Origin of the sequence: Streptomyces sp. NBC_00670 (genome assembly GCF_036226765.1) — a bacterium.
Taxonomy (GTDB): domain Bacteria; phylum Actinomycetota; class Actinomycetes; order Streptomycetales; family Streptomycetaceae; genus Streptomyces.
This window is the reverse complement of record NZ_CP109017.1, coordinates 6,698,284-6,720,230: the sequence shown is the minus strand read 5'-3', so window position 1 is coordinate 6,720,230 and position 21,947 is coordinate 6,698,284. Positions and strand designations below refer to the sequence as shown.

The following is a 21,947-nucleotide window of genomic DNA, read 5'->3' as shown; positions in this document are numbered from 1 at the left end:
CGTCAGCCGACCTTGGACGGGTACAGGGTGTGGGCGATCCGCTCGACGGTGTCGGCGTTCTCCACCCCGGCGATGGTGGTCCACTCGGAGCGGATGCGCAGGAAGTGGCCCTCCTTGACGGCCTTGAGGCCCTTGGTGGCGGGGTTGGTCTCCAGCCACCTCCGTGCCTCGTCGAACCCCTTCTCGGTGGCGGCCCGGCCGCCCCGGTTGCGCACGCCGAGCTGGATCCAGTCGGGGTCACGGGAGAGGACGTCCTCCCAGCCGACCTGTTTGTATGTCGTGTCGCAGTCGGCGAAGATGTTCCGGGCTCCGGCCAGGGTGATGACCGCGTGGGCGACCTGGCGGTTGCACAGGGCGGTGGGCTGCTTGGTGCCGGCGTCGTAGTCGAAGAAGAAGTACGTGGGCCGCTGGTCCCGCGGAACGTCGCCGATGGCCTTCCGTACGGCCCGGACCCTGGTCTTCATCCCGTCGACGAGTTCCGCGGCCTTCGCGCGGGCGCCGGTGACCTCGCCGAGCGCGGTGATGTCGGCCTCCACGGCGGACAGGTCGGTCACCGCGTGCTCGCGCCGCGCCGCGCAGGCGGTGGACTTGAGGTAGATGTGCTTGATGCCGGCGGCCCGGAACTCCTCGTCGGTCGGGGCGTCACCCATGCCGCTCATCCTCATGTCGGCGAAGGTGTCGATGTACAGGTCGGCGCCGGAGGCGAGGAGCTTCTCCTTCGGGATCACCGATCTGCTGAGCACCTTCACCTCGCGGCCCCGCGCGTCGAGCGCGCCGGGCAGGGTGCCGGGCCCCGGCGGGAAGCCGGTGCCGATCACCTTGTCGCCGGCGCCGAGGCGGAGCAGCAGTTCCAGGCCGGCGGCGTTGCTCGTGACGATCTTCCCGGGCGGCCGGGAGAACGTGGTTCCCGCTCCCCGGCAGTCGGTGACGGTGACCGGGAACCCGCCGGAGGCGGTGGCGGCGGCGCCCTGGGCCCCGCCGGCACCGCCTCCGTCGCCGCAGCCCGTCACGAGCAGGCCGCCCATGACCGCGGCCGCCGTGCCCCACGCCGTACGAGAACGCATCGCGACTCTCCTGGATCGATCCGGTGCGCGGGTGGCTCGGCGCCACCCCCGGTCCAGTAGTCGCGGTGGGCACCGGATGAGTTCCCGGTGCATGCGGCCCGATCGGCGTGGGGGTCCGTACGGACGGCCAGTGTGCGGCGGTTGGTGTCCGGCGGTCAGTGCTGGGTGTTGCTGGCCCAGATCGCCCGGCCGTTGTCGTAGATCACGACGTTGCCGTCCTCCTGGATCTTGAGGACGGATCCGTTGTGACCGTAGGTGTTGCTGGCCCAGACGGGGCGGTTGGCCGAGGTGTAGACGACGAGGTTGCCGTCCGCCTGGAACACCGCCTGGTAGTTCGAGCCGAACGTCATGGTGGCCCAGCGGGCCTTGTTGTTCTCGTCGTACACCACGAGGTTGCCGTCCTTCTGCATGTGCAGACGGGCCCGCTTGGCGTCGAGGGTCTGGCCGGCCTTGAGCACCCGGGTGGCCGAGACGCTGATGTACGCCGGGAGGCTCGGCTTGGCGGCCTTCTTCGGCTTGCTCTGCTTCTTCTCCGTCGTGACCTTGGTGGTCTTCGAGGACGTCGTCCTCGTCGGCGAGGAGACCGGGCTCGACGTGGGCGCCGGGGCCGCCGGGTGCGCCTTCACCTTCGGCGATTCGGAGTGGGACCGACTGGCCGAGGGCGAGGCGGTGGAGGAGGCGTACGGGGCGGCCTCGCCCTCGGCGTCGTCCTCGCCGAGGACGGTGCCGGCCTGGTCGGCGACGACGCTGTCGTGGTTCTCCGGCGTCCGGTCCCGGCTGACCAGCAGCACGGGTACGGCGACGAGGACGGCACCGAGGACGGCGGCGCCGGCCAGCAGGGGGCGGCCCGGGCGTCCGGTGGGCACGGCGGCGGTGGTGCCGGAGCCGGGGTCGTCGGGGGCGCTCGCGGCCAGCGCCTCGGCGCGCGCCTCGGCCTCGGGCGCGGCAGCGGCGGCAGCGGCCCGGCCGTCACCGCCGCCCGTCCGGCCGGAACCGGAGGGCTCGACGGCGCCGGCGGTGACGGCTCCCTGGCCGTCGGCGGCGCCCCGCCCCCGTGCTCCGGCGGCCCCACGGGCCTCGGCGCCCTCGGCCGCGGCGGCCGGGGCCTCCGGCGTGGCGGGGCTCGCCGCGACGGCGGCGGCCGCTGCGGTGGCCGAGCGCGGCGACGGCTGCGGCAGCGGCCCCCTGAGCCGGGGCGGAGGCCGCCGCGGCGGCCTCCCGCTTCCTCTTCCGCCCGCCGAAGAGCCCCGAGCCCGCCTCACGACGGCCCGCGGCGGCCCCCGAGCCGGTGGCCGGCACGGCGGCCCCGTCGGGACCCGGCCCGGCCTCGCCCTTCTTGGCGCCACCGGCGCCGGGAGCGCCGGACGTGGCGCCGTCCTTGCCACCGGTCGCCGCTCCCGCCGACCCGGCAGACCCCGCGCCGGACCCCGCCGACCCGCCGCCCGCACCGCCGGCGGCCGGGGACGCGGGCCGCCCCAGGGCGCCCGGCCCCGCGGCGACAGGTGCCTCGGCATCCGTCTCGGCGCCGCCCGGCGCACCCGCGCCCGGCTCGCCCTTCCCGCCTTCGGTACCCGGGCCCGCCTTCCGCCGGGCCGCGGCCGGGCCCAGGGTGACGGTGGCGCCGTCGGCGGCGCGGCCCAGGACGCCGGAGGGTGCGGCGTCGGAGTCGGTGTCCCCGGCCTCCGGTGTACCGGCCTCCCCCTCACCACCGTTGTCGCTTCGCGAGGCGTCCGGCCGCGAGCCGGCGCCGGTGAGCGCGTCGAAGGCCGCGCCCTCGTCGGTGGTGTCGTCCGCCCCGGTGCCGGGCCACGCCGTGCGCGGGTCCCGCGGCGGACCGGAGGCCGCCGGCCCGCCGCCCGCGCCGGTGCCCGTGGCACCCGTCGGGCCCCCGGCTGCCGCCGAGGTGTCGTCCGTCGAAGTCTCCGCCGCCGTCTCCCCGGCGGCCGATTTCGTCCGATCTGCCATCCGCGCCATCCGTCCCGCAGTTCGTCATGCGTCCGTGTGAACGACTCCATTCACGCACATGTTCCAACCGCTCGTCATGTCGCGGGGGTTACCAAAGCCTGTCGGAAAGTCTCCGCGCTGGTAAGCGCGTTGCGCGCGGCCCATAATTCGTCACACGGATACACGCGCCACACCGGGTACCCCACCCGCCCCGGTCGTTCCGGAACCCGGACCGGAGTAGGAACACGCGTACGGGGACGGCATGATGGTGCCCACCGCAACCCACGGGTGCCGACACGAGGAGGTCAGCGGAGTGCGCCAGGTAGTGACGGTCTGTCCGGACGGCACCGGGGACGCCCGGACGATCGGAGAGGCCCTGGCCAGGGCGCGCGGCGGCGCGGTGCTGAGCGTGCGCCCGGGGACGTACGAGGAGAACCTCGTCGTCACCACCCGGGTGACCATCGTCGCCGAGCAGTCGCGCGGCAGCGTCCGGCTGGCGCCGCGCCAGGGCACCGTGATCTCCCTGCGGGCGGACGCGGTGATGCTCACCGACCTCGTGGTGCAGGGCCAGGACGAGAAACTGCCCGTCGTGGACGTCTCGCAGGGCCAGGTCGCGATGCAGGGCTGCGATCTGTCCGGGATGTCCTGGACGACGGTCCTGGCCCGCAACTCCGGTTCGCTGGCGATGCGCGAGTGCCGGGTGTCGAGCCGGTCCGGCGCGGGTGTCGTGGTGACCTCGCAGACGGAGAGCTCGCTGGAGTCCTGCACGCTCGAACACCTCGGCACCAGTGGTGTGGTGATCGGCGAGCGCGGCCGGGCCACCGTGCGCGGCTGCACGATCCGGGACGCCCGCGGCAACGGCATCCTGGCCAACGGCGACGCCCAGGGCTCGGTCGAGGACTGCGACGTGTCGTCCACGGACAAGCCGTCGCTCGCCCTGGAGGAGCGCAGCGCGCTGAAGGTGCTGCGCACGGTGATCCACGACACCACGACCGGCGCGCACCTGACCAGCTCCGGCCGTACGGAGCTGGAGGAGCTGCGGGTCAACGGCACCAGCGGTCCCGGCATCGTCGTCTCGCACGGCGCCGACCCGGTGCTGCGCCGCTGCCGCACCGCGCGTACGCAGGGCCACGGCCTGCTGGTCACGGACCGGTCGCGCGGCACGTACGAGGACTGCTGGCTGACCGGCGCGCATGTGCCGGCGCTGCGGGTCTCGGGTGCCTCCTCGCCGACGCTGACCTCGCTGACCGTACGGGACGGCGAGGCGGACGGCGTGCTCCTGGAGGAGGACTCGGCGGCCGAGCTGGAGCGCGTGGAGATCGTCGACGTCAAGGGCACCGGCGTGGTCGTCAAGGGCGGCGCCAACCCCCTGGTGCGGCGGGCCCGGATCACCGGGGCCGGCGGCACGGGCGTGTCGGTGCGCGACGGCGGGCGCGGCCGGGTGGAGGACTGCACGGTGGAGACACCGGCCGGTGCGGGCGCCCAGGTCGCCTCGGGCGGTGACGTCTATCTGGCCGGCTTCCAGGTGAGCAACCCCGCCGGGGCCGGTCTGGAGATCGGCCCCGAGGGCACGGTGTCGATCCGGGACGGCGAGCTGGTGTCGGCGGGCGGCTGCGGTGTCCTGGTGGACAGCGGCGGCGAGCTGACGGCGACCCGGGTACGGGCGGCGGCCGCCGCCGAGCACGGCTTCCTGATCCGGGACGGCGGCCGGGCCTCGCTCAACGGCTGCGAGGCGGCCGGGTCCACCCGCGACGGCATCCGGGTGGAGACCGAGGCGCCGGTCTCGGTGGTCAACTGCACCGTGCGGGAGAACCGGGGCGCCGGTCTGATGCAGTCCAAGGCGGGCGGCCGGCTGGCGGTGGAGAACCTCACCAGCACCGGCAACGAGTCCCGTGACGCCTGGGGCTTCGGCGAGGCGGAGGGCACCGACCCGGCGGGCACCGTACCGGAGTCCGACGGGCCGGGGCGTCCGGACGGGCCGATGGCCGCGCTGGAGAGCCTGATCGGCCTGGACAACGTCAAGGAGCAGGTCCGCACGCTGGTCAACCTCACCCAGCTGGCCAGGCGCCGCGCCCAGCTCGGCATGTCGGCGCCGCCGATGAGCCGGCACCTGATCTTCGCCGGCCCGCCCGGCACCGGCAAGACGACGGTGGCCCGGCTGTACGGCACGATCCTGGCGGAGCTGGGGGCGCTGCGCTCCGGACACCTGGTCGAGGTCTCACGCGCCGATCTGGTGGCGCAGGTCATCGGCGGTACCGCCATCAAGACCACGGAGACCTTCGAACGGGCGCTGGGCGGTGTGCTGTTCATCGACGAGGCGTACACCCTCACCTCCGACTCCCGGGGTTCGGGCGCGGACTTCGGCCGGGAGGCCGTGGACACGCTGCTGAAGCTGATGGAGGACCACCGCGACGACGTGGTGGTCGTGGTGGCGGGCTACTCCAACGAGATGCGCAGCTTCCTCTCCTCCAACCCGGGCCTGGCCTCCCGGTTCTCGCGGACCGTGGAGTTCGAGAACTACTCGGTGCCCGAACTGGTGGAGATCATGGAGAGCATGTGCGGGCGTCACCAGTACGTGCTCGCCGACGAGACCCGCAAGGCGCTCGCGGTGCACTTCGACCGGATACCGAAGGACGCCGGCTTCGGCAACGGCCGTGCCGCGCGGCAGGTGTTCGAGGAGATGGTGGACCGGCAGGCGGTGCGCCTTGCCTCGCTGTCGGACGTCTCCGAGCAGGACCTCACGCTGCTGCTGCCGCAGGACATCAGCGAGGAGGCGGCGCAGGAGGCCGCCGCGGGACCGGACGGCGTGGACGCCGGCGACGACGCGCTGAGCAGGCTGGACGCACTGGTCGGGCTGTCGGCGGTCAAGCGGGACGTCACCGACCTGGTCAACCTGGTCTCGACGGCACGGCAGCGCGAGGCCGCCGGGCTCCCGGTGCCCCGGATCAGCCACCACCTGGTGTTCACCGGCCCGCCCGGCACCGGCAAGACGACCGTGGCCCGGCTCTACGGCGAGCTCCTCGTCTCGCTGGGCGTGCTGCCGCGCGGCCAGCTCGTCGAGGTCTCGCGCGCCGATCTGGTCGGCCGGTACGTGGGCCACACCGCGCAGTTGACCCGGGAGGTCTTCGACCGGGCCCTGGGCGGCGTGCTGTTCATCGACGAGGCGTACACCCTCACCCCGCGCGGCGGCTCCGGGTCGGACTTCGGCCAGGAGGCGGTGGACACGCTGCTGAAGCTGATGGAGGACCACCGCGACCAGGTGGTCGTCATCGTGGCCGGCTACACCGGCGAGATGGAGGCGTTCCTCTCCTCCAACCCGGGCCTGTCCTCCCGGTTCTCGCGCCGGGTGGAGTTCGCCGACTACACCTCCGACGAGCTGGTCACCATCGTGCGCCAGCACGCGGCGCAGGCGGGGTACGAGTGCGGGGCCGGGCTCGGCTCGGTGCTGCGGCAGCACTTCGACACGCTGCCCAGGGACCGGTCGTTCGGCAACGCGCGCACCGCCCGCCAGGTGCTGGAACGGATGATGACCCGGCAGGCGGGCCGGCTCAGCCGGCTGGCCGCGCCCAGCCTGGACGACCTGCGGCTGCTCCTCCCCGAGGACCTGGTCGACCAGGCGTCCGCGTCGCCCGCCTCCAGCGGGGCGGCGGGCGCATGACGAACGGAACGGAACCGCGCATGACGGGCCACATGACGGGCAGCACGCCGCGCGCCCCCCGGCGGGCCCGCGTCCTGGGTGCCGCGCTGCTGCTGACGGCGGTCGTGGGCGGCGGTGCCGCCGCGCCCGCGGCGGCGGCCGGGGGCAGTTCGGTACGGCTGCCGGTGCTGCCCTCGACGGTGTCCGCCGACGACCCGTGCACGGCGGGTTCCGGCCGGCAGGCCACGGCGGTGCCGTGGGAGCAGGCCGGTCTCCAGCTGAACCGGGCCTGGCAGGTGACGACGGGTGACGGGGTGACCGTCGGTGTCGTCGACACGGGGGTCTCCACCTCCGCGCCCGCGCTCAAGGGGCGGGTGACGGCGGTCGGCGACGCCGGGACGGACTGCGTCGGGCACGGTACGTTCGTGGCCGGCCTGGTGGCCGCCGCGACGCAGGACGGCGTACGGTTCGCGGGCGTCGCCCAGCACGCCCGCATCCTCGCGGTGCGCGGCACCGACAGCCGGGGCACGGTCACCGCCGAGCGGGTCGCGGCCGGCATCGAGGCCGCGGTCGAGGGCGGCGCCAAGGTGGTGACGGTGTCGGCGGCGCTCGACCACGACTCCGCCGCGCTGCGCTCGGCGGTGGCGCTGGCCGCGAAGAAGGACGTCCTGGTGGTCGCCGCGGCGGTACCGAACGTGCCGTCCACGCCCTCCTCCACGGACCTGCCCGCGCACGACTTCTACCCGGCGGCGGCCGACGGGGTGCTCTCCGTCCTCGACGTCGACGTCGACGGCAAGCGCCCGACCGGCTCGTACACCACCGACAGCGCGGATCTCGCCGCGCCCGGCGACGGCGTCGTCGGCATCGGTCCGGCCAAGAACGGCCACTACATCGGCTCCGGCGCCTCGCTGGCCGCCGGATTCGTGGCCGGGTCGGCGGCCCTGGTGCGTTCCGTCCACCCGGAGCTGTCGGCGAAGGAGACGGCTCGGTTGCTGCGGTCGTCCGCGTATCCGGCGGACGTGCCGCGGCTGGACCCGTACGCGGCGGTGACGTCCGTCCTCACGTCCGGGAACGGCGGGCTGCGGGGGCAGGCCGCGGCGGCTCCGCCGGTGCGGATGCCGGAGGACAAGGCGGCCGGGCCGCTCCGCCGGGCCATGTGGCCGACGGCGGCCGGACTCGGCGTGATCATCGCCGTCGTCTGGCTCGGCGTGATCCTCCCCCGGGGCCGGCGCCTGGGCTGGCGCCCGACGCGGGTGAAGACCGCGCAGAGCGCGGAGACGGAGGCCTGAGGGTTCGTCGTTCGGGTGCGGGTGAGTTGTGGTCGCTCGCGCCCCGCGGCGGAGCCGCACCCGCCTACGCACCCCACCCCCACCCCCTCCCGCGCGTCACAAAAGGGCCGGTCGCGACCACCCAGGTCGCAACCGGCCCTCTGCCAACCAAGCCGGACTACTCCGCCGTCCCCGCGGCCAGGGCCGTCTGGATGAGCGTCGGCTTGCGTCGGACGATACGCAGCGCCCGCCCCGGCGGGAGCACCCGCGGCTTGACGTTGCCGAACACGTAGCCCTCCGACGGCGGGCAGGACATCAGGATGCCCGGCGTGTTGACCTCGTCGAGCCGCCGCAGCAACTGGTCGTTCAGCCCGCGCCCCGCGCCCGTCGCGGAGCGGACGACCACCATGTGCAGCCCCAGCTCGTGGCCGAGCGCGAGGTGTTCGAAGAGCGGGGCGAACGGGTGGTCCATGACCGTGCCGCCGCCGACCATGTCGTAGTCGTCGACGAGGACGAACAGCCGGGGCCCGCTCCACCAGTCGGCGAGCCGCATCCGGGCCGGGGTGATCTCCGGTCCGGGCAGCCGGGTGCGCAGCGCCTTGGCCGAGCCGCCGACGAGCTGCTTGAGCGCGTCCATGGCGACGGCGTGGCCGAGCCGGTATTCCTCGGGCACCGCGTCGACGAGGTCGCGGCGGTAGTCGACGACGAGGATGCGCGCCTCGGTGGGCTTGTAGCGGGCGACGACCGCGTCGGCGACCACCCGCAGCAGGTTGGTCTTGCCGCTCTCGGTGTCGCCGACGGCGACCAGGTGCGGGGTGCGGGAGAAGTCGTGCCAGACCGTGCCGAGGGTCTCCTCGTCCTGGCCGAGCGGCACCTTGAGGCCGTCGCCGAGCTCCGGCTCGGGCAGGTCGGCGGCGGGCAGCAGATGCGGCAGCATCCGCACCTGCGGGGCGCGCGGCCCCTGCCAGGCGCCGGCGATCCGCTCGACGAGGTCGGCGACGCCCTCGCTGAGCGTCTCCGGGTCGCTGGAGCCGTCGCCCCGGGGCAGCGCGGACAGGAAGTGCAGCTTGCCGTCGACGGTGAGGCCCCGGCCGGGGATGCGGGGGACGGCGGAGGCCTTGCGGATGTCCACCACGGAGTCCATGTTGTCGCCGAGCCGCAGTTCGAGCCGGGTGTCGGCCTGGTCGCGGACGGGGGCGGTGAGCTCCAGCCAGCGGGCGGTGGCGACGATGAGGTGGATGCCGTAGTTGAGGCCGCCGGTGGCGATCTGGTTGAACGTGGGGATGAACTGGTCGAAGTTCTGCCGGACCTCGGACCAGCCGTCGATCACCAGGAAGATGTCGCCGTGCGGTTCGTCGGGGAACTCCCCGGCGGCGCGGCGGCGCCGGTAGGTGGCCATCGAGTCGATGCCGTGGTCGAGGAAGAACTTCTCGCGCTCGGTCAGGATCGCGGTGACCTCGGCGACGGTGCGGCTGATCCGCTCGGCGTCGAGGCGGGCCGCGACCCCGGCGACGTGCGGCAGCCCGGTGAGCTGGGAGAGCGTACCGCCACCGAAGTCGAGGCAGTAGAACTGGACCTCGCGCGGGGTGTGGGTGAGCGCGAGGGCCATGATGAGGCTGCGCAGCACGGTCGACTTGCCGCTCTGCGAACCGCCCGCGACGGCGACGTGGCCGCCGGCCGTGGCGAGGTCCACCACGAGTGGGTCACGGCGCTGGTCGAAGGGCTTGTCGACGAGGCCGACGGGGACCCGCAGTTTGCCGGTGCCCAGCCAGCGGGACGCGGTCAGTCCGCGCACCGGGTCGACGGTGAGGCCGCCGAGGAGTTCGTCGAGCGGGGAGGGGTCGCCGAGCGGCGGCAGCCACACCCGGTGGGCGGGCGGCCCGGAGTCGCGCAGCCGGTCCAGGGCCACCGACAGCAGGCTGCTGCTCTCCTCTTCCTCCGGCTCGGGCTGGACGGCGGTCGGTGCGGGGGCGCGGGGCACGACGTACCCGGCGGACCAGGGCACCACCTGGGTGGCGACCCGGGCCTGGGCGACGGCGCCGCCGCGCCTGCGGTAGGGGCCGGAGACGTAGGCGGCGCGGAACCGGGTGAGGGCCTCGACGCCGCTCTTGAGGTAGCCGCTGCCGGGCTGGGAGGGCAATTCGTAGGCGTCGGGGACGCCGAGGACGCCCCGGGACTCCATCGCGGAGAAGGTGCGCAGACCGATCCGGTACGACAGGTGGGACTCGAGCTGGTGCATACGGCCCTCGTCCAGCCGCTGCGAGGCGAGCAGCAGATGCACGCCGAGCGACCGGCCGAGGCGGCCGATCATCACGAACAGCTCCATGAACTCGCGGTGCGAGGCGAGGAGCTCGCTGAACTCGTCGACGACGACGAAGAGGCTGGGCAGCGGGTCGAGGGCGGCGCCGCCGGCGCGGGCCCGCTCGTACTCCAGGGCGGAGGTGTAGTTGCCGGCCGACCGCAGCAGTTCCTGGCGGCGGATCAGTTCACCGTGCAGGGCGTCCTGCATGCGCTCGACGAGGGCGGCCTCGTCGGCGAGGTTGGTGATGACGGCGCTGGTGTGCGGGAGTTCGTCCAGGCCGAGGAAGGTGGCGCCGCCCTTGAAGTCGACGAGGACGAAGTTGAGGGTCTCGGAGGAGTTGGTGAGGGCGAGGCCGAGGACGAGGGTGCGCAGCAGCTCGGACTTGCCGGAGCCGGTGGCGCCGATCAGCATGCCGTGCGGGCCCATGCCGCCCTGTGCGGACTCCTTGATGTCGAGTTCGACGGGGCGTCCGTCGGGGCCGACGGCGACCGGGACCCGCAGCCGGGCGGAGCCGGTGTGCTTGCGGAACAGCGTCTCCGGTTCGAGGCGGTGCAGGTCGGCGACGCCGAGGAGGGTGGTGAGCTCCATGTCGGCGAGCAGCGGCTCGACGGCGTCGGTGGTGAGGCTCATCCGGTAGGGGGAGACCAGCCGGGCGAGCGACTCGGCGGCGCGGGGTCCGACCTGGTCGGGGCGGCCGAGGGCGGTGGTCTGCTCCTTGCGGCTGCGGTCGGTGCGGACCAGACAGACGGAGTCGGGGGCGACGTCGAGGCGCAGGGTGGTGCGTCCCGGCCGCCAGGTGAGGGAGCCGGACAGGTCCAGGACGACGGCGTTGCGGTAGCCGGGGCCGTCGAAGCGGTGGCCGGCGGGGACGCTCGTGCCGTCCACGATGACCACGACGAACGGCTCGTCACGGCCGGGTGCGGCGTCCGGGTCGAAGGCGGGCCGCTCGGCGAACTCGCTGCCGAGCTGGTCCTCCAGGTCGGTGAAGGCGGTGGCGATCATGCGCAGCGGGCCGGCGCCGTCGGTCTCCTGCGGGTGCTGGTTGTGGGGGAGCCATTTCAGCCATTCCCACTCGGCGCGCACCTCGTCGTCCGCGCAGACCGCGATCCACATCTCCTCCGGCGGGTGGAACAGCGCCAGTTGGCACAGTGCGGCGCGGAGCATGGCGCGGGCGGCGTCCCGGTCGCCGCGCATCAGCACGCGTGACCAGGAGCGCAGGTAGAGGGCGATGGGCTGGCCGGGGACGGTGCTGTAGGCGCGGATGAAGCGGCGCAGCGCGTGGGCGCTGAGCGGTTCGAGGTCCTCGACGGGTTTGGTGGAGATCGGGGTGAGCCGCATGGCGAACTGCTGGTCGCCGACGGCTATCCGGACCTCACCGAAGTCCTCGTCCTTGGGGCGGCGTTCCCACAGCCGGGTGGTGCGCACCATGGAGCGCAGCACCCGGGGGTCGGGATGGCGCCAGGCGAGGGCGAGCTGCTGCTCGACCACCGCGCGCTGCACGGTGCGCCGGCTCTGGGCGAGGTAGCGCAGGTAGTCACGGCGTTCGCCGCGCAGCCGCTGCTTGCGGTCGCCGGCCTTGCGCATGACCTGACCGACCATCATGGCGGCGGCGGCCAGCACCATCATGCCGAGCGCGATGTACATGAAGACGCCGTTGCCCTGGCCACCGGTGCGCAGGAACATCAGCATCATCGAGACCGACATCATGGCCATCGGCATGTACGTCCACACCGCGGAGGTGTCCGGGACGGTCTCCTGCAGGGTCGGCGGTTCCTGCAGGGTCAGCTCGCCGCTGGGCATGACCGGCCCGCGACGGCGGGCCGGTCGACGGAACAGGACCACGCTCAACGCTGGAGCTCCTTAACGGTTCGTTCGCACGCGACGGCGGCACGGGGAGGCAGCCGGGCGCGCCCGGGAACGGCACCTCGGCAGCGCGCGCCGGGCGGCGCGCGGGGAAGGCCGGTCGGCCGGACCGTACGATACGGCGGTGCACTGGGACGTGCCCTCAGGGGTAACACGTCGTGAACACCATTGTGCCCTCATCCCCGTTGACGACGGTCATCGGAAGTGTCAGTAGTCTGCACCCCGTCAACTCCGTACGTCCATGTCACCCCTCCCCCTGTCTTCCCGTTCGTAGCCCTCGCTCCCTTCCCGTATCCGACGTTCAGAGACGTGAGTCCCGGTATGACCGACACCTCCGTGGCCGGACTGTGCCATGTGACCGTGCGCGCCCCCGCCCGCACCATCGACCTCGCCGTACCGTCCGACGTTCCGGTCGCCGATCTGCTGCCCACGGTGCTGCGGTACGCGGGCGAGGACGTCGAGGAGAACGGCCTCGAGCACGACGGCTGGATACTTCAGCGCCTCGGCGGCCGGCCGCTGGACGAGGAGGCGACGCTGGCCTCGCTCGACCTGACCGACGGTGAGGCGCTCCATCTGCGGCCGCGTACCGAGGCGTTGCCCGAGGTGCGGCTGGACGACCTGGTGGACGGGATCGCGGCGGTGACCCGGGACCGGCTGCACGGCTGGAGCGAGGAGGCGGCGCGGCGGCTGCTGCGCGGTCTGGTGGCGCTGGCGGTGCTGTCCGGGCTGGCCCTGCTGGCCTGGCCGGGGGGTGTCTCGGTGCCGCTGCGGGCGGGGGCGGCGTGTGCCACGGGGCTGCTGCTGCTCGCGGGTGCGGCCTCGGCGAGCCGGGCGGTGGACGATCCGGCGACCGGCGCGGTGCTGGGCCTGCTGGCCTCCCCGGCGCTGGCGATGGCGGGCTGGCTGGTGCCGGGCGGTGAGCTGAGCGGGCCGCAGGCCCACCAGGTGCTCGGTGCCCGGCTGCTGGGGGCGGCGGCGGCCTGGGCGGGCGGCGCGGTGCTGGCCCTCGCGGCCGCGGCGGTGCGCACCCCGCTGTTCCTGGCGTCGGCGCTGGTGGCGCTGGCGGCGGCGGTGGGCGGCACGCTGATGACGGTGTTCGACGTGCGTCCGGCGGCCGCGGCCGGTGTGGTGGCGGCGCTGACGGTGCTGGTGGGCGGTCTGGTGCCGGCGCTGTCGTTCCGGTTCGCGGGGATGCGGATGCCGGCGCTGCCGACCAACGCGAGCCAGTTGCAGGAGGGCATCGAGCCCTACCGGGGCGACGACGTGGCGGTCCGTACCGAGCTGGCCAGTGAGTGGATGACGGCGCTGTACGGGGCGACGGGTGTGCTGGCGTCGAGCTGCCTGGTGGGGCTGGCCCACAAACCGAATCTGCCGGCGCTGCTGTGTGCGCTGGTGCTGTCGCTGCTGCTGCTCCTGCACGGCCGGGGCCTGGTGAACACCGCGCAGCGGCTGGTGCTGGTGCTGCCGGGCGCCTGGGGTCTGCTGCTGCTGACGTTCGGCTGGGGCCTGGAGCTGTCCGGGTCGCGGCGGGCGCTGCTGGTGGCGGGGCTGCTGGCGGTGTCGGCGGCGCTGCTGGTGGCGCTGTGGACGGTGCCGGGGCGGCGCCTGGTGCCGTACTGGGGGCGGGCGGCGGAGCTGCTGCACTCGCTGCTGGCGATCGCGCTGCTGCCGCTGACGCTGTGGCTGCTCGGCGTGTTCGGCCACCTGCGCGGCATGACGGGCTGATCCGGGCGGCCGGTCCGGTCCCCGTAAGCGAGTACGTACCAGAACGAGCCAGGAGGCAACCGTGCGGTCCAAGCGCGACCAGGTGCAGGCGCACACGTTCATGATGGGGCGGCTGACCGCGGGCATGCTGCTGGCCGACCCGGACGCCCCGGAGAGTCCGCTGGGGCGCACCACCCGCGGGGCACTGATCGGAGTGGTGGTCGGCGCGCTGGTGTGCGGCGGCGCGGTGGTGTTCGGGCTGCTCAGGCCGGGTGGCAACGACACCTGGCGCAGCGGCGACACCCTCATCGTCAACAAGGACACCGGCGCCCGCTACCTGTACGCCGGGGGCCGGTTGCGGCCGGTGCGCAACTACGCGTCGGCGATGCTGATCGGCGGCTCCGACCTGTCGACGACATCGGTCGGCTCGGCGTCGCTGGAGGGCACCCCGGTGGGCAGGCCGGTGGGCATCACCGGCGCCCCGGACACCGTGCCGGGCACCGGCGACCTGGAGGACTCGGCGTGGGAGGTGTGCTCGGCGGGCTCGGGCACGACGACGGCGCTGGTGGCGGGGGCACCGGTGGAGACGGACCCGGTGAGTGAGGACTCGGCGCTGGTGGTGCGGGGTCCGGACAAGCGGACGTATCTGGTGTGGCAGGGCAGCCGGCTGGAGCTGGACGACGCCTCGGGCGCGGTGGAGTCCCTCGGCTACGGGGCGGTGAAGCCCCGGCAGGTGTCGGCGGCGTTCCTGGACGCCCTGGTGAGCGGTCCGAAGCTGGCCACGCCCGCGGTCGCGGGGCAGGGCTCGCAGGGCCCGGAGCTGGACGGGCGGCCCACCCGGGTGGGCCAGGTGTTCCGGGTGGTGGCGGGCTCCGGCAAGCAGGAGTACGTGCTGCAGAAGGACGGGCTGCACCCGGTGACGGCCACGCAGTCGGCGCTGCTGATCGGCGATCCGGACACCCGCGAGAAGGCGTACGCCGGGCAGCCGCCGGCGGTCGCCACGATCGGCGTCTCCGATCTGCGGGCCCATCAGGCGCCGGGCACGTCGGCGAAGGACCCCTCGGTGGCCGGACTGCCGGACAGTCCGCCGCGCGCGGCGCAGCTGGACTCCGGGGTGGCGGCGTGTGCGCAGGTCGACTCGGTCGACGGCCGGGTGCGGGTGCGGTCGGTGCGTCTCGCGGAGTCGGAGCTGTCCCCGGTGGCGCAGCCGGACACGACGGCGCTGACGGCGGCGTGCGTGCCGGTGAACGGGGTGGTGATGCGTCCGGGCCACGGCACGCTGGTACGGGTGCTGGGGGCGGCAGGCGCGTCGGTGGGTGACACCACGTTCCTGGTGAGCGACGACGGGGTGAAGTACCGCATCCCGGACAGCCAGGCCCTCACGGCGCTGGGTTACGACGAGGCGTCCGCGGTGCGGGTGCCGTCCACGCTGCTGTCGATGCTGCCGACCGGGCCCGAGCTGGACACGAAGGCGGCGGCCTCGGAGGCGGTCTCCCCCGCGGCGGCGGCAGGGCCCGCGGCGGGCGAGTCGGCGGCGCAGTGCGGCACGGGCGGTCCCGGTGCCGGCTCCGGGAAGGCCGGGACGTCACCCGTCGCTGCCGGGGACGCCAAGGGGAAGGCCCCGGCGAAGGGCACCGGGACGGGCAAGGGCACCGAAGCGGGCACGGAGGCGGGCGCCGGCAAGGGCGCCGGCGCCGGGCTTCCCGCGGGCAACTCGGGCACCGGGGGCACCAGTTCATGACCGCTTCCGGAGGTGTCCGTGCCCGTTCTCCGACCGCTTCACCGCAACCGGCGCGAGCGCGCCCGGAGACACGCCGCGGATGGGAAGGTTGCGCCCAAGTAACCGCAGCGCAAAAGAACTTGGCGGCACCGCGACGGCAACCTCAGATTTTCCTCAGTTGGTTGTCAGCGCAACTTTGCTCACCCTAGGCTCGCGGTGCCCCGAACACTAACCCGACTTACGAAAGGTGGGACGATGGCGGGAGACGGCCAGCAGTCAAGCGAAAGTTCGACCCGGAACGGCATCCAGGCCCTCGAGAGCGCGTTCAGCGGCATCATGAAGATCCGCCAGGACGTCGACGGCACCCGTTCCACCCTGGGCAGCGGCTACCAGGGCAGCGACGGTGGCCAGTACGGCCAGCTGCTCGCCCAGTGGGACGGCCAGTGCAACGTCATCCTCAAGAACCTCGAGGACGTCATCGACCGGCTGAACCAGAGCCTGGTGGAGCACAACAAGACCCAGGGCTCCTCGAACGACCAGATCAACCAGGCATACAACGCCTCCCAGTCGGCCTTCGACCAGCTGGCGGGCTGAGCCAGGCAGGGCCGTGCCCCCTGGCGCACCCCACGTGCCCCTTGGCGCACCCCACACCAAGACCCACACCCCCCGTAACACCTCGTGAAAGAGGCAGACCGTGGCAGACAACCTGAGCGACGGTTACATCTACGTCAGCTACAACCACATGTCGAACGCGGCGGACGACATGGTCATGCAGACCAAGGCCATCGCGCAGACGCTGTCCAACCTTGAGGCCGAGCTCAGCGAGCTGTCCAAGACCTGGTACGGCAACGACGCCAACACCTACCGCCAGAAGCAGGCGGCCTGGGACGGCGCGGTGCAGAACATGGAGACCCTGCTCACCTCGCACGCACAGCTCCTGAGCGACATCTCCTCCAGCTACAAGTACAGCGAGAACTCGCTCAGCCAGATGTGGTCCGAGGTCACCATCGGCCGCTGATCCGGCATCCCTCCGCACCGCGCCGGACCGGCCCCGCGCCTCCGGCGCGGTGCGGGCATCTCCCCGTACCGTCGCCGTCGCCGCACTCCCCGGCCCGGCGCGCACCGCCAGCGGAGGCACTCATGACAGACCTGACCCATCTGGACTCGACCGCGCTGAAGAACTTCAAGAACAACGATGTCGCGGACTTCAGGAAGAACCTCAAGGACATCCGCGAGGACACGCCGGGGGGCATCCGCTCCCTGAAGAACCTCGCGGCCGACCGGGGCGAGGACTCGGTGGGCGGCGGATCCGCGGCGCTGCGGCTCGGTCTGATGAGCGGCGGCAGCAACACCGACCCGGTCGGCGGCGGCGCGCTGCTGACCGCGCTGAAGAAGCAGGCGACCGGCCAGGACGACATCTTCGTCGCCCAGGGAACACTCTTCGAGGACATCGACTCCGCCCTCGAGGAGACGATCACCACCCTGCTCAAGAACCAGGGCGACAGTCTCACCTCCATCGACGGCGAGAAGCTGATGGACATCTTCGGCACCGTCGACGACGACATGAGCGGCACCGGGGGCGACGACGACTCCTGAGGCCGGCGCCCGAGCCGGCCGCTCGGGCACCCCCAGGTAGGTCCATCGCCCTTCCCCCCCACCCTTCTCAGCAGCGGAGCTCCGTCCCATGGCCGACAGCACGACCGGTACCGCGACCTACGACGAAGACGACTACTTCGCCGAGGCGGTCATCAACCTGACCGGCTACGCCATCCCCTCCCGGGCCTCTCTGTTCAAGAGTCTCTCCAGCGCCAGCAGTGACGACTTCTCGGGCCTCCAGCTCTTCCGCATGGAGATCTCGGGCATGGACATGCGCGCGGTGACCGCGGACGACTACACGGCGCTCTACCGGACGCAGACCAGCGGCGGGGACGACTACGTCCTCGCGTTCTACGACGCCGGCGGGGACGGTGCGCACAACAGTGTGCACATGAAGAAGGCCCGGATCATCATGATCGGCGTCGGTGTCAACGACCAGGGCCGTGCCACGCTCTGGGGCGACAAGGAGATCACCGGCGGCGGCAAGTTCGAGGGGTCGTACTCGCACACCCAGTGGGACTCCGGGCCGATGGCGCAGTACATCTCGGGCAGCAAGCTGGCCATCGACAGGCTGGTCTCGAACTACAGCACGGAGGACTTCGAGTACGCCGGCCTCAGCGTCACCGACGCCAACACCGTCGACCTGACGAGCTTCGTCTCCGCCGCGCAGTCCTTCGACCGGGCGATGCAGTTCTTCATGGACCACTCGGACACCGTCGCCGCGTGGATGAAGTCGCTCGGCGAGGACCAGGCCGCCTGGAAGGGGAAGGCGGCCAGTCTCTTCTGGCACCTGCTGAAGGAGCTCAAGACCAACTACGACGGGTACGTCAGCCAGTTGGGCGGACGTGAGTACTCGGCGATGAACATCTACGGCGACTACCATCCGAAGTCGAAGGTGAGCGACGCGCTGGTCGCCGCGATGTTCGCCGCGCGGGACGCGGCGATCGCCGTGCAGAAGGCGTGGGACGACTGGGCCACGGACGGCAAGCACGACCCGCACTACCACCTCACGCAGGTCCTCGACAGCGTCAGCAAGTTCGTGATCGACAACAACATCAATCACGTGCAGTCGAAGACGACCACCTACAGCGGCTACCAGGGCAGCAGCTACACGAGCACGTCCTATTCGACCGATGCCGGGTTCAAGCAGGTGTCCGAGTACGGCGACCTCACCCAGAAGACCACCTGGGAGAAGATCTCCGACGCGGCGGTGAAGTCCTGGGCGGACTACGCCGACAAGAAGGTGGGCGGCCCGTCGAAAACCGCCCTCAGCACCCTCAAGAACGCCTGGATCGACGTGGTCGACGCCATCGACAACGAGGTCAAGAACAAGAACTCCGAGACGCTCCAAGAGGTTCTCACCAAGGAACAGAACGAGATCGCCGAGGCGGAGAACAAGGAGAACAACGACAAGCTCAACAAGTATCTCGACGACCTCGGCAACAACATCAACACCCTTGGCGACGACTTCAACGACCTCAACGACGACCTGAACGACAACCTCGACAAGATCGGCGACAACTTCAACGATCTGAACAAGGACCTCAACGAGAACCTGGACGGTCTCGGGGACAATTTCAACGACCTCAACAAGGACCTCAACGAGAATCTCAACGACCTCGGCGACGGGATCGGCGACAATCTCAACAACCTGGGCGACGGGCTCGACAAGAACCTCAACAGCCTCGGGGACAACTTCGACAATCTCAACAACGACCTCAACAACAATCTCAACGATCTCGGGGACGGTCTGGGGGACGGCCTCCAGACGTTCAGCGACGACCTCAACAACGGACTGAACGACGCGTTCACCACCGACGACAACAGCGCGCTGAACGGCGACCCGAACAACCCGACGGCGCTCATGTCGCTCAATCCCAACAACCTCGGTCTGGGCGGCAACAACGGCAACACCGACACCAAGAAGCTGAACTCGCCCACCGGAGCCACCACCCAGCTGAACGACGACGGCACCCTCACCTCGGACTTCCCGGACGGTTCCTCGTCGTCGTTCGACCCGGACACCGGTGACCTCACCGTCACCGACCCCAACGGGAACACCACCACCAGTCACCTCAATCCGGGCGACTCCTTCACCAACCCGGACGGCTCCACCACCAAGCTCAACGACGACGGCACGCTCACCACCACCTTCCCGGACGGCTCGCAGCAGACCCTGGATCCGACCACCGGCCAGGTCACCACGCTCAACCCCGACGGAAGCCTCAACTCCCAGGGCACGCTGGACCCGACCGACGGTTCCTTCACCATGCCCGACGGCGGCAGCGCACAGCTCAACGGGGACGGCTCCCTCAGCTCCGACTTCGCGGACGGTTCGCACTCGACGTTCAACCCGGACACCGGCGACCTCACCGTCACGGACCCCAGCGGACACACCACCACGACCCATCTCAACCCGGGCGACACCTTCACCAACCCGGACGGGTCGACCACCACGCTCAACGACGACGGCACCCTCACCACCAAGTTCCCCGACGGCTCCACCCAGCAGCTCAACCCCGACACCGGGGAACTCATCAACACGGACCCGTCCGGACACACCACCACCACGAACCTCACCCCGGACGCGAGTTCGTTCACCACGCCGGACGGCGGCACCTCGCAGCTCAACGGTGACGGCAGCCTCAGCACCGACTTCACGGACGGGTCCCACTCGACGTTCAACCCGGACACCGGCGACCTCACCCTCACGGACGCCGGCGGGCACACGACGACCACCCATCTCAACCCGGGCGACAGCTTCACCAACCCGGACGGGTCGACCACCACGCTCAACGACGACGGCACCCTCACCACCAAGTTCCCCGACGGCTCCACCCAGCAGCTCAACCCCGACACCGGGCAGCTCACCACCACGGACCCGTCCGGGCACTCGACCACGACCAATCTCGTGCCGGACTCCGGGTCGTTCACGACGCCGGACGGGAACAGCGCGCACCTGAACTCCGACGGCACGCTTCACACCGACTTCGCGGACGGGTCGACGCAGGACATCAACCCGGACACCGGGAACGTCACCGTCACCGACTCCTCCGGGCACACCACCACGACCCACCTCAACCCGGGCGAGAGCTTCACCAACCCGGACGGCTCGACCACCACGCTCAACGACGACGGCACCCTCACCACCAAGTTCCCCGACGGCTCCACCCAGCAGCTCAACCCCGACACCGGGGAACTGACCACCACCGATCCGAGCGGTCACTCGACCACCACCGACATCAACGGTGACGGTCTGTCGTCGTCCTCGTTCAACACCGACGGTCTGAACACCAACTCCTCGCTGGACACCAGCGGCCTGAACGGCAACGGCGACTCCCTCTCGCTGGGCGGCGGCTCCACCTCGCTGAACGGCGGCGGGCTGGGAGGCGGTTCACTCAACTCCTCGGACGCCCTGGACTCCGGCTCCGACCTCGACTACGACGACTACGACAGCACCCCGTACGACGGCGGCTCGCTGCGTTCGGGCAACGCATCCGAGGGCGTGGCCCTCAACGCCGGCTTCGGCTCCTCGCAGGACGCGCAGACCACTGCGAGCAACGGCACCCCCATGAGCCCGATGGGCATGGGCGGCGGCGGCATGCCGGGCATGGGCGGCATGGGTGGTGGCGGCGGCCAGGGCGGCAACAACGAACGCACCCGGGCCGTCCTCACCGACCCCACCGGCGCCGGCGTCCGGCGCGGCCGGGGAGGCAGGGCGGCAGGCGTCGACGAGGACGAGGACGTCGTGTACACCCGGCCCACCACCTCCAGCGCCCCGTTCCCGGTGGGCGGCCCCGGGGCCGCCGGCCAGAACGGCCGCTCCACGGAGAGCGGCGACCGGGCCCGGGACGCCTGGCTCACCGAGGACGAGGACGTCTGGGGCACGGACGAGGGCGGGGCGCCCGCGGTGCTCGGCCGCTGACGGGCCCCTTCCGCGCGGTGACGGACGGCACACGGTCGTCCGTCACCGCGCGGGGCAGTCGAGGAGCAGAGGGAAAGGCGACACGGGGATGGTGCGCGGTGGACAGTGAGTCGATCGAACAGCGGCTGGCCAAGGCGATGGCCGAACTGGAGGCCACCGAGGCCGCGGTGGCCCGGGCCGAGGGCCAACTCGCGCACGCGGAGGCCACGGTGCGCTCCGCCGACCGCGTGGTCGAGGTGACCGTCACCGCACAGGGCGATCTGACGTCGGTGACCTTTCTCGACGACAAGTACCGTACGATGCCCGCAGGTCAGCTTGCGGCGAGTGTGCTGGAGGCGGTTCAGGAGGCGCGGGCGCGCATGGCACGGAAGGTCATGGCGACGTTCGAACCGTTCACCAGACCAAGCTCCGAGGCACCCGAGCTCAGTGGCTTCGACGTGGACTGGAACAAGATCTTCGGGCCCGGTGTGCTGGAGGGCCCGAAGAGTGACCGGCGTCGCGGATCCGGCCGGCTCCGCGACGAGATCAGCGAGGATCCGGAGGACTGAGGACCATGACGGAGAACGCGTACTTCGCCAATCCCCACGCCCTGATGGCCGGGACCCGGCAGATCGAGCAGATCAGCCAGATGGTCACCGAGATGGTCCAGGAATTCGTCACCGACGTGTCGGAGACCGCCGACTGGTGCGGTGACTCCGACAGTTACGCCAAGCAGATGAAGCCCAAGGAGAAGGAGCAGCGCGAGGGCGCGATCTCCACCGGCGAGGCCCTCACGAACGCGCTCGTGAGCGCGGGCAACGGCACGATCGCGAACGTCAAGAGCGTCGTGGGCACGCAGAACGGCGTCCTCGACGCCATTCACGACTCCCACATCAACAACAACGGCGGCGGCTCGCACAGCGGCAAGCGCTGACGGCCCGGGGT

General features: G+C 71.9%; 14 protein-coding genes. 10 read left to right on the top strand and 4 right to left on the bottom strand.

Annotated elements, in window-relative coordinates; all coding sequences use genetic code 11:
* Positions 1-2: 2 nt before the first annotated feature.
* The 3 genes from OIE12_RS29410 to OIE12_RS29400 all read right to left on the bottom strand — a co-directional run bounded on the left by OIE12_RS29410 (position 3) and on the right by OIE12_RS29400 (position 3,029).
* A complete protein-coding gene (locus OIE12_RS29410) occupies positions 3-1,064 on the bottom strand; it encodes an ABC transporter substrate-binding protein (protein ID WP_329140509.1) in 1,062 nt (353 codons plus the stop codon).
* Between the two features lie 155 nt (positions 1,065-1,219).
* Complete coding sequence (locus tag OIE12_RS29405; protein WP_329140507.1) at positions 1,220-1,930, bottom strand: hypothetical protein; 711 nt, start codon at positions 1,928-1,930, stop codon at positions 1,220-1,222.
* Positions 1,931-2,033: 103 nt separating this feature from the next.
* Positions 2,034-3,029 carry a hypothetical protein gene (locus tag OIE12_RS29400; protein WP_329140505.1) on the bottom strand — a complete coding sequence of 332 codons (996 nt, stop codon included), beginning with the start codon at positions 3,027-3,029 and terminating at the stop codon, positions 2,034-2,036.
* Between the two features lie 292 nt (positions 3,030-3,321).
* Between OIE12_RS29400 and OIE12_RS29395 the strand changes: the two genes are divergently transcribed.
* A complete protein-coding gene (locus tag OIE12_RS29395) occupies positions 3,322-6,666 on the top strand; it encodes a right-handed parallel beta-helix repeat-containing protein (RefSeq protein WP_329140503.1) in 3,345 nt (1,114 codons plus the stop codon).
* Between the two features lie 32 nt (positions 6,667-6,698).
* Positions 6,699-7,934 carry a S8 family serine peptidase gene (locus tag OIE12_RS29390; RefSeq protein WP_329142300.1) on the top strand — a complete coding sequence of 412 codons (1,236 nt, stop codon included), beginning with the start codon at positions 6,699-6,701 and terminating at the stop codon, positions 7,932-7,934.
* Between the two features lie 157 nt (positions 7,935-8,091).
* Here OIE12_RS29390 and eccCa read toward each other — a convergent pair whose 3' ends face one another.
* Positions 8,092-12,015, bottom strand: coding sequence for a type VII secretion protein EccCa (gene eccCa, locus OIE12_RS29385; protein WP_329142298.1), 3,924 nt, complete (start codon positions 12,013-12,015; stop codon positions 8,092-8,094).
* 384 nt (positions 12,016-12,399) lie between these two features.
* Between eccCa and eccD the strand changes: the two genes are divergently transcribed.
* The 8 genes from eccD (at position 12,400) to OIE12_RS29345 (ending at position 21,936) form a co-directional block, all read left to right on the top strand.
* Positions 12,400-13,803 (top strand): type VII secretion integral membrane protein EccD, encoded by a 1,404-nt coding sequence (eccD, locus tag OIE12_RS29380; protein ID WP_329140501.1) that lies wholly within the window; start codon positions 12,400-12,402, stop codon positions 13,801-13,803.
* A gap of 61 nt (positions 13,804-13,864) precedes the next feature.
* Positions 13,865-15,523, top strand: a complete 1,659-nt coding sequence (gene eccB / locus OIE12_RS29375) for a type VII secretion protein EccB (protein ID WP_329140499.1) — start codon at positions 13,865-13,867, stop codon at positions 15,521-15,523.
* 234 nt (positions 15,524-15,757) lie between these two features.
* On the top strand, positions 15,758-16,096 hold the full coding sequence (locus tag OIE12_RS29370) for a hypothetical protein (RefSeq protein WP_030381580.1): 339 nt from the start codon (positions 15,758-15,760) through the stop codon (positions 16,094-16,096).
* 100 nt (positions 16,097-16,196) lie between these two features.
* The gene (locus OIE12_RS29365; protein ID WP_030381579.1) at positions 16,197-16,520 is read left to right on the top strand and encodes a WXG100 family type VII secretion target; all 324 of its coding nucleotides are present in this window, start codon (positions 16,197-16,199) and stop codon (positions 16,518-16,520) included.
* A gap of 122 nt (positions 16,521-16,642) precedes the next feature.
* Positions 16,643-17,098 (top strand): type VII secretion system-associated protein, encoded by a 456-nt coding sequence (locus tag OIE12_RS29360; protein WP_329140496.1) that lies wholly within the window; start codon positions 16,643-16,645, stop codon positions 17,096-17,098.
* Between the two features lie 88 nt (positions 17,099-17,186).
* On the top strand, positions 17,187-21,023 hold the full coding sequence (locus OIE12_RS29355; RefSeq protein ID WP_329140494.1) for an AAWKG family protein: 3,837 nt from the start codon (positions 17,187-17,189) through the stop codon (positions 21,021-21,023).
* Between the two features lie 98 nt (positions 21,024-21,121).
* Complete coding sequence (locus OIE12_RS29350; protein ID WP_329140492.1) at positions 21,122-21,571, top strand: YbaB/EbfC family nucleoid-associated protein; 450 nt, start codon at positions 21,122-21,124, stop codon at positions 21,569-21,571.
* Positions 21,572-21,576: 5 nt separating this feature from the next.
* Positions 21,577-21,936, top strand: a complete 360-nt coding sequence (locus OIE12_RS29345) for a hypothetical protein (RefSeq protein ID WP_329140490.1) — start codon at positions 21,577-21,579, stop codon at positions 21,934-21,936.
* The last annotated feature ends 11 nt before the right edge of the window (positions 21,937-21,947 follow it).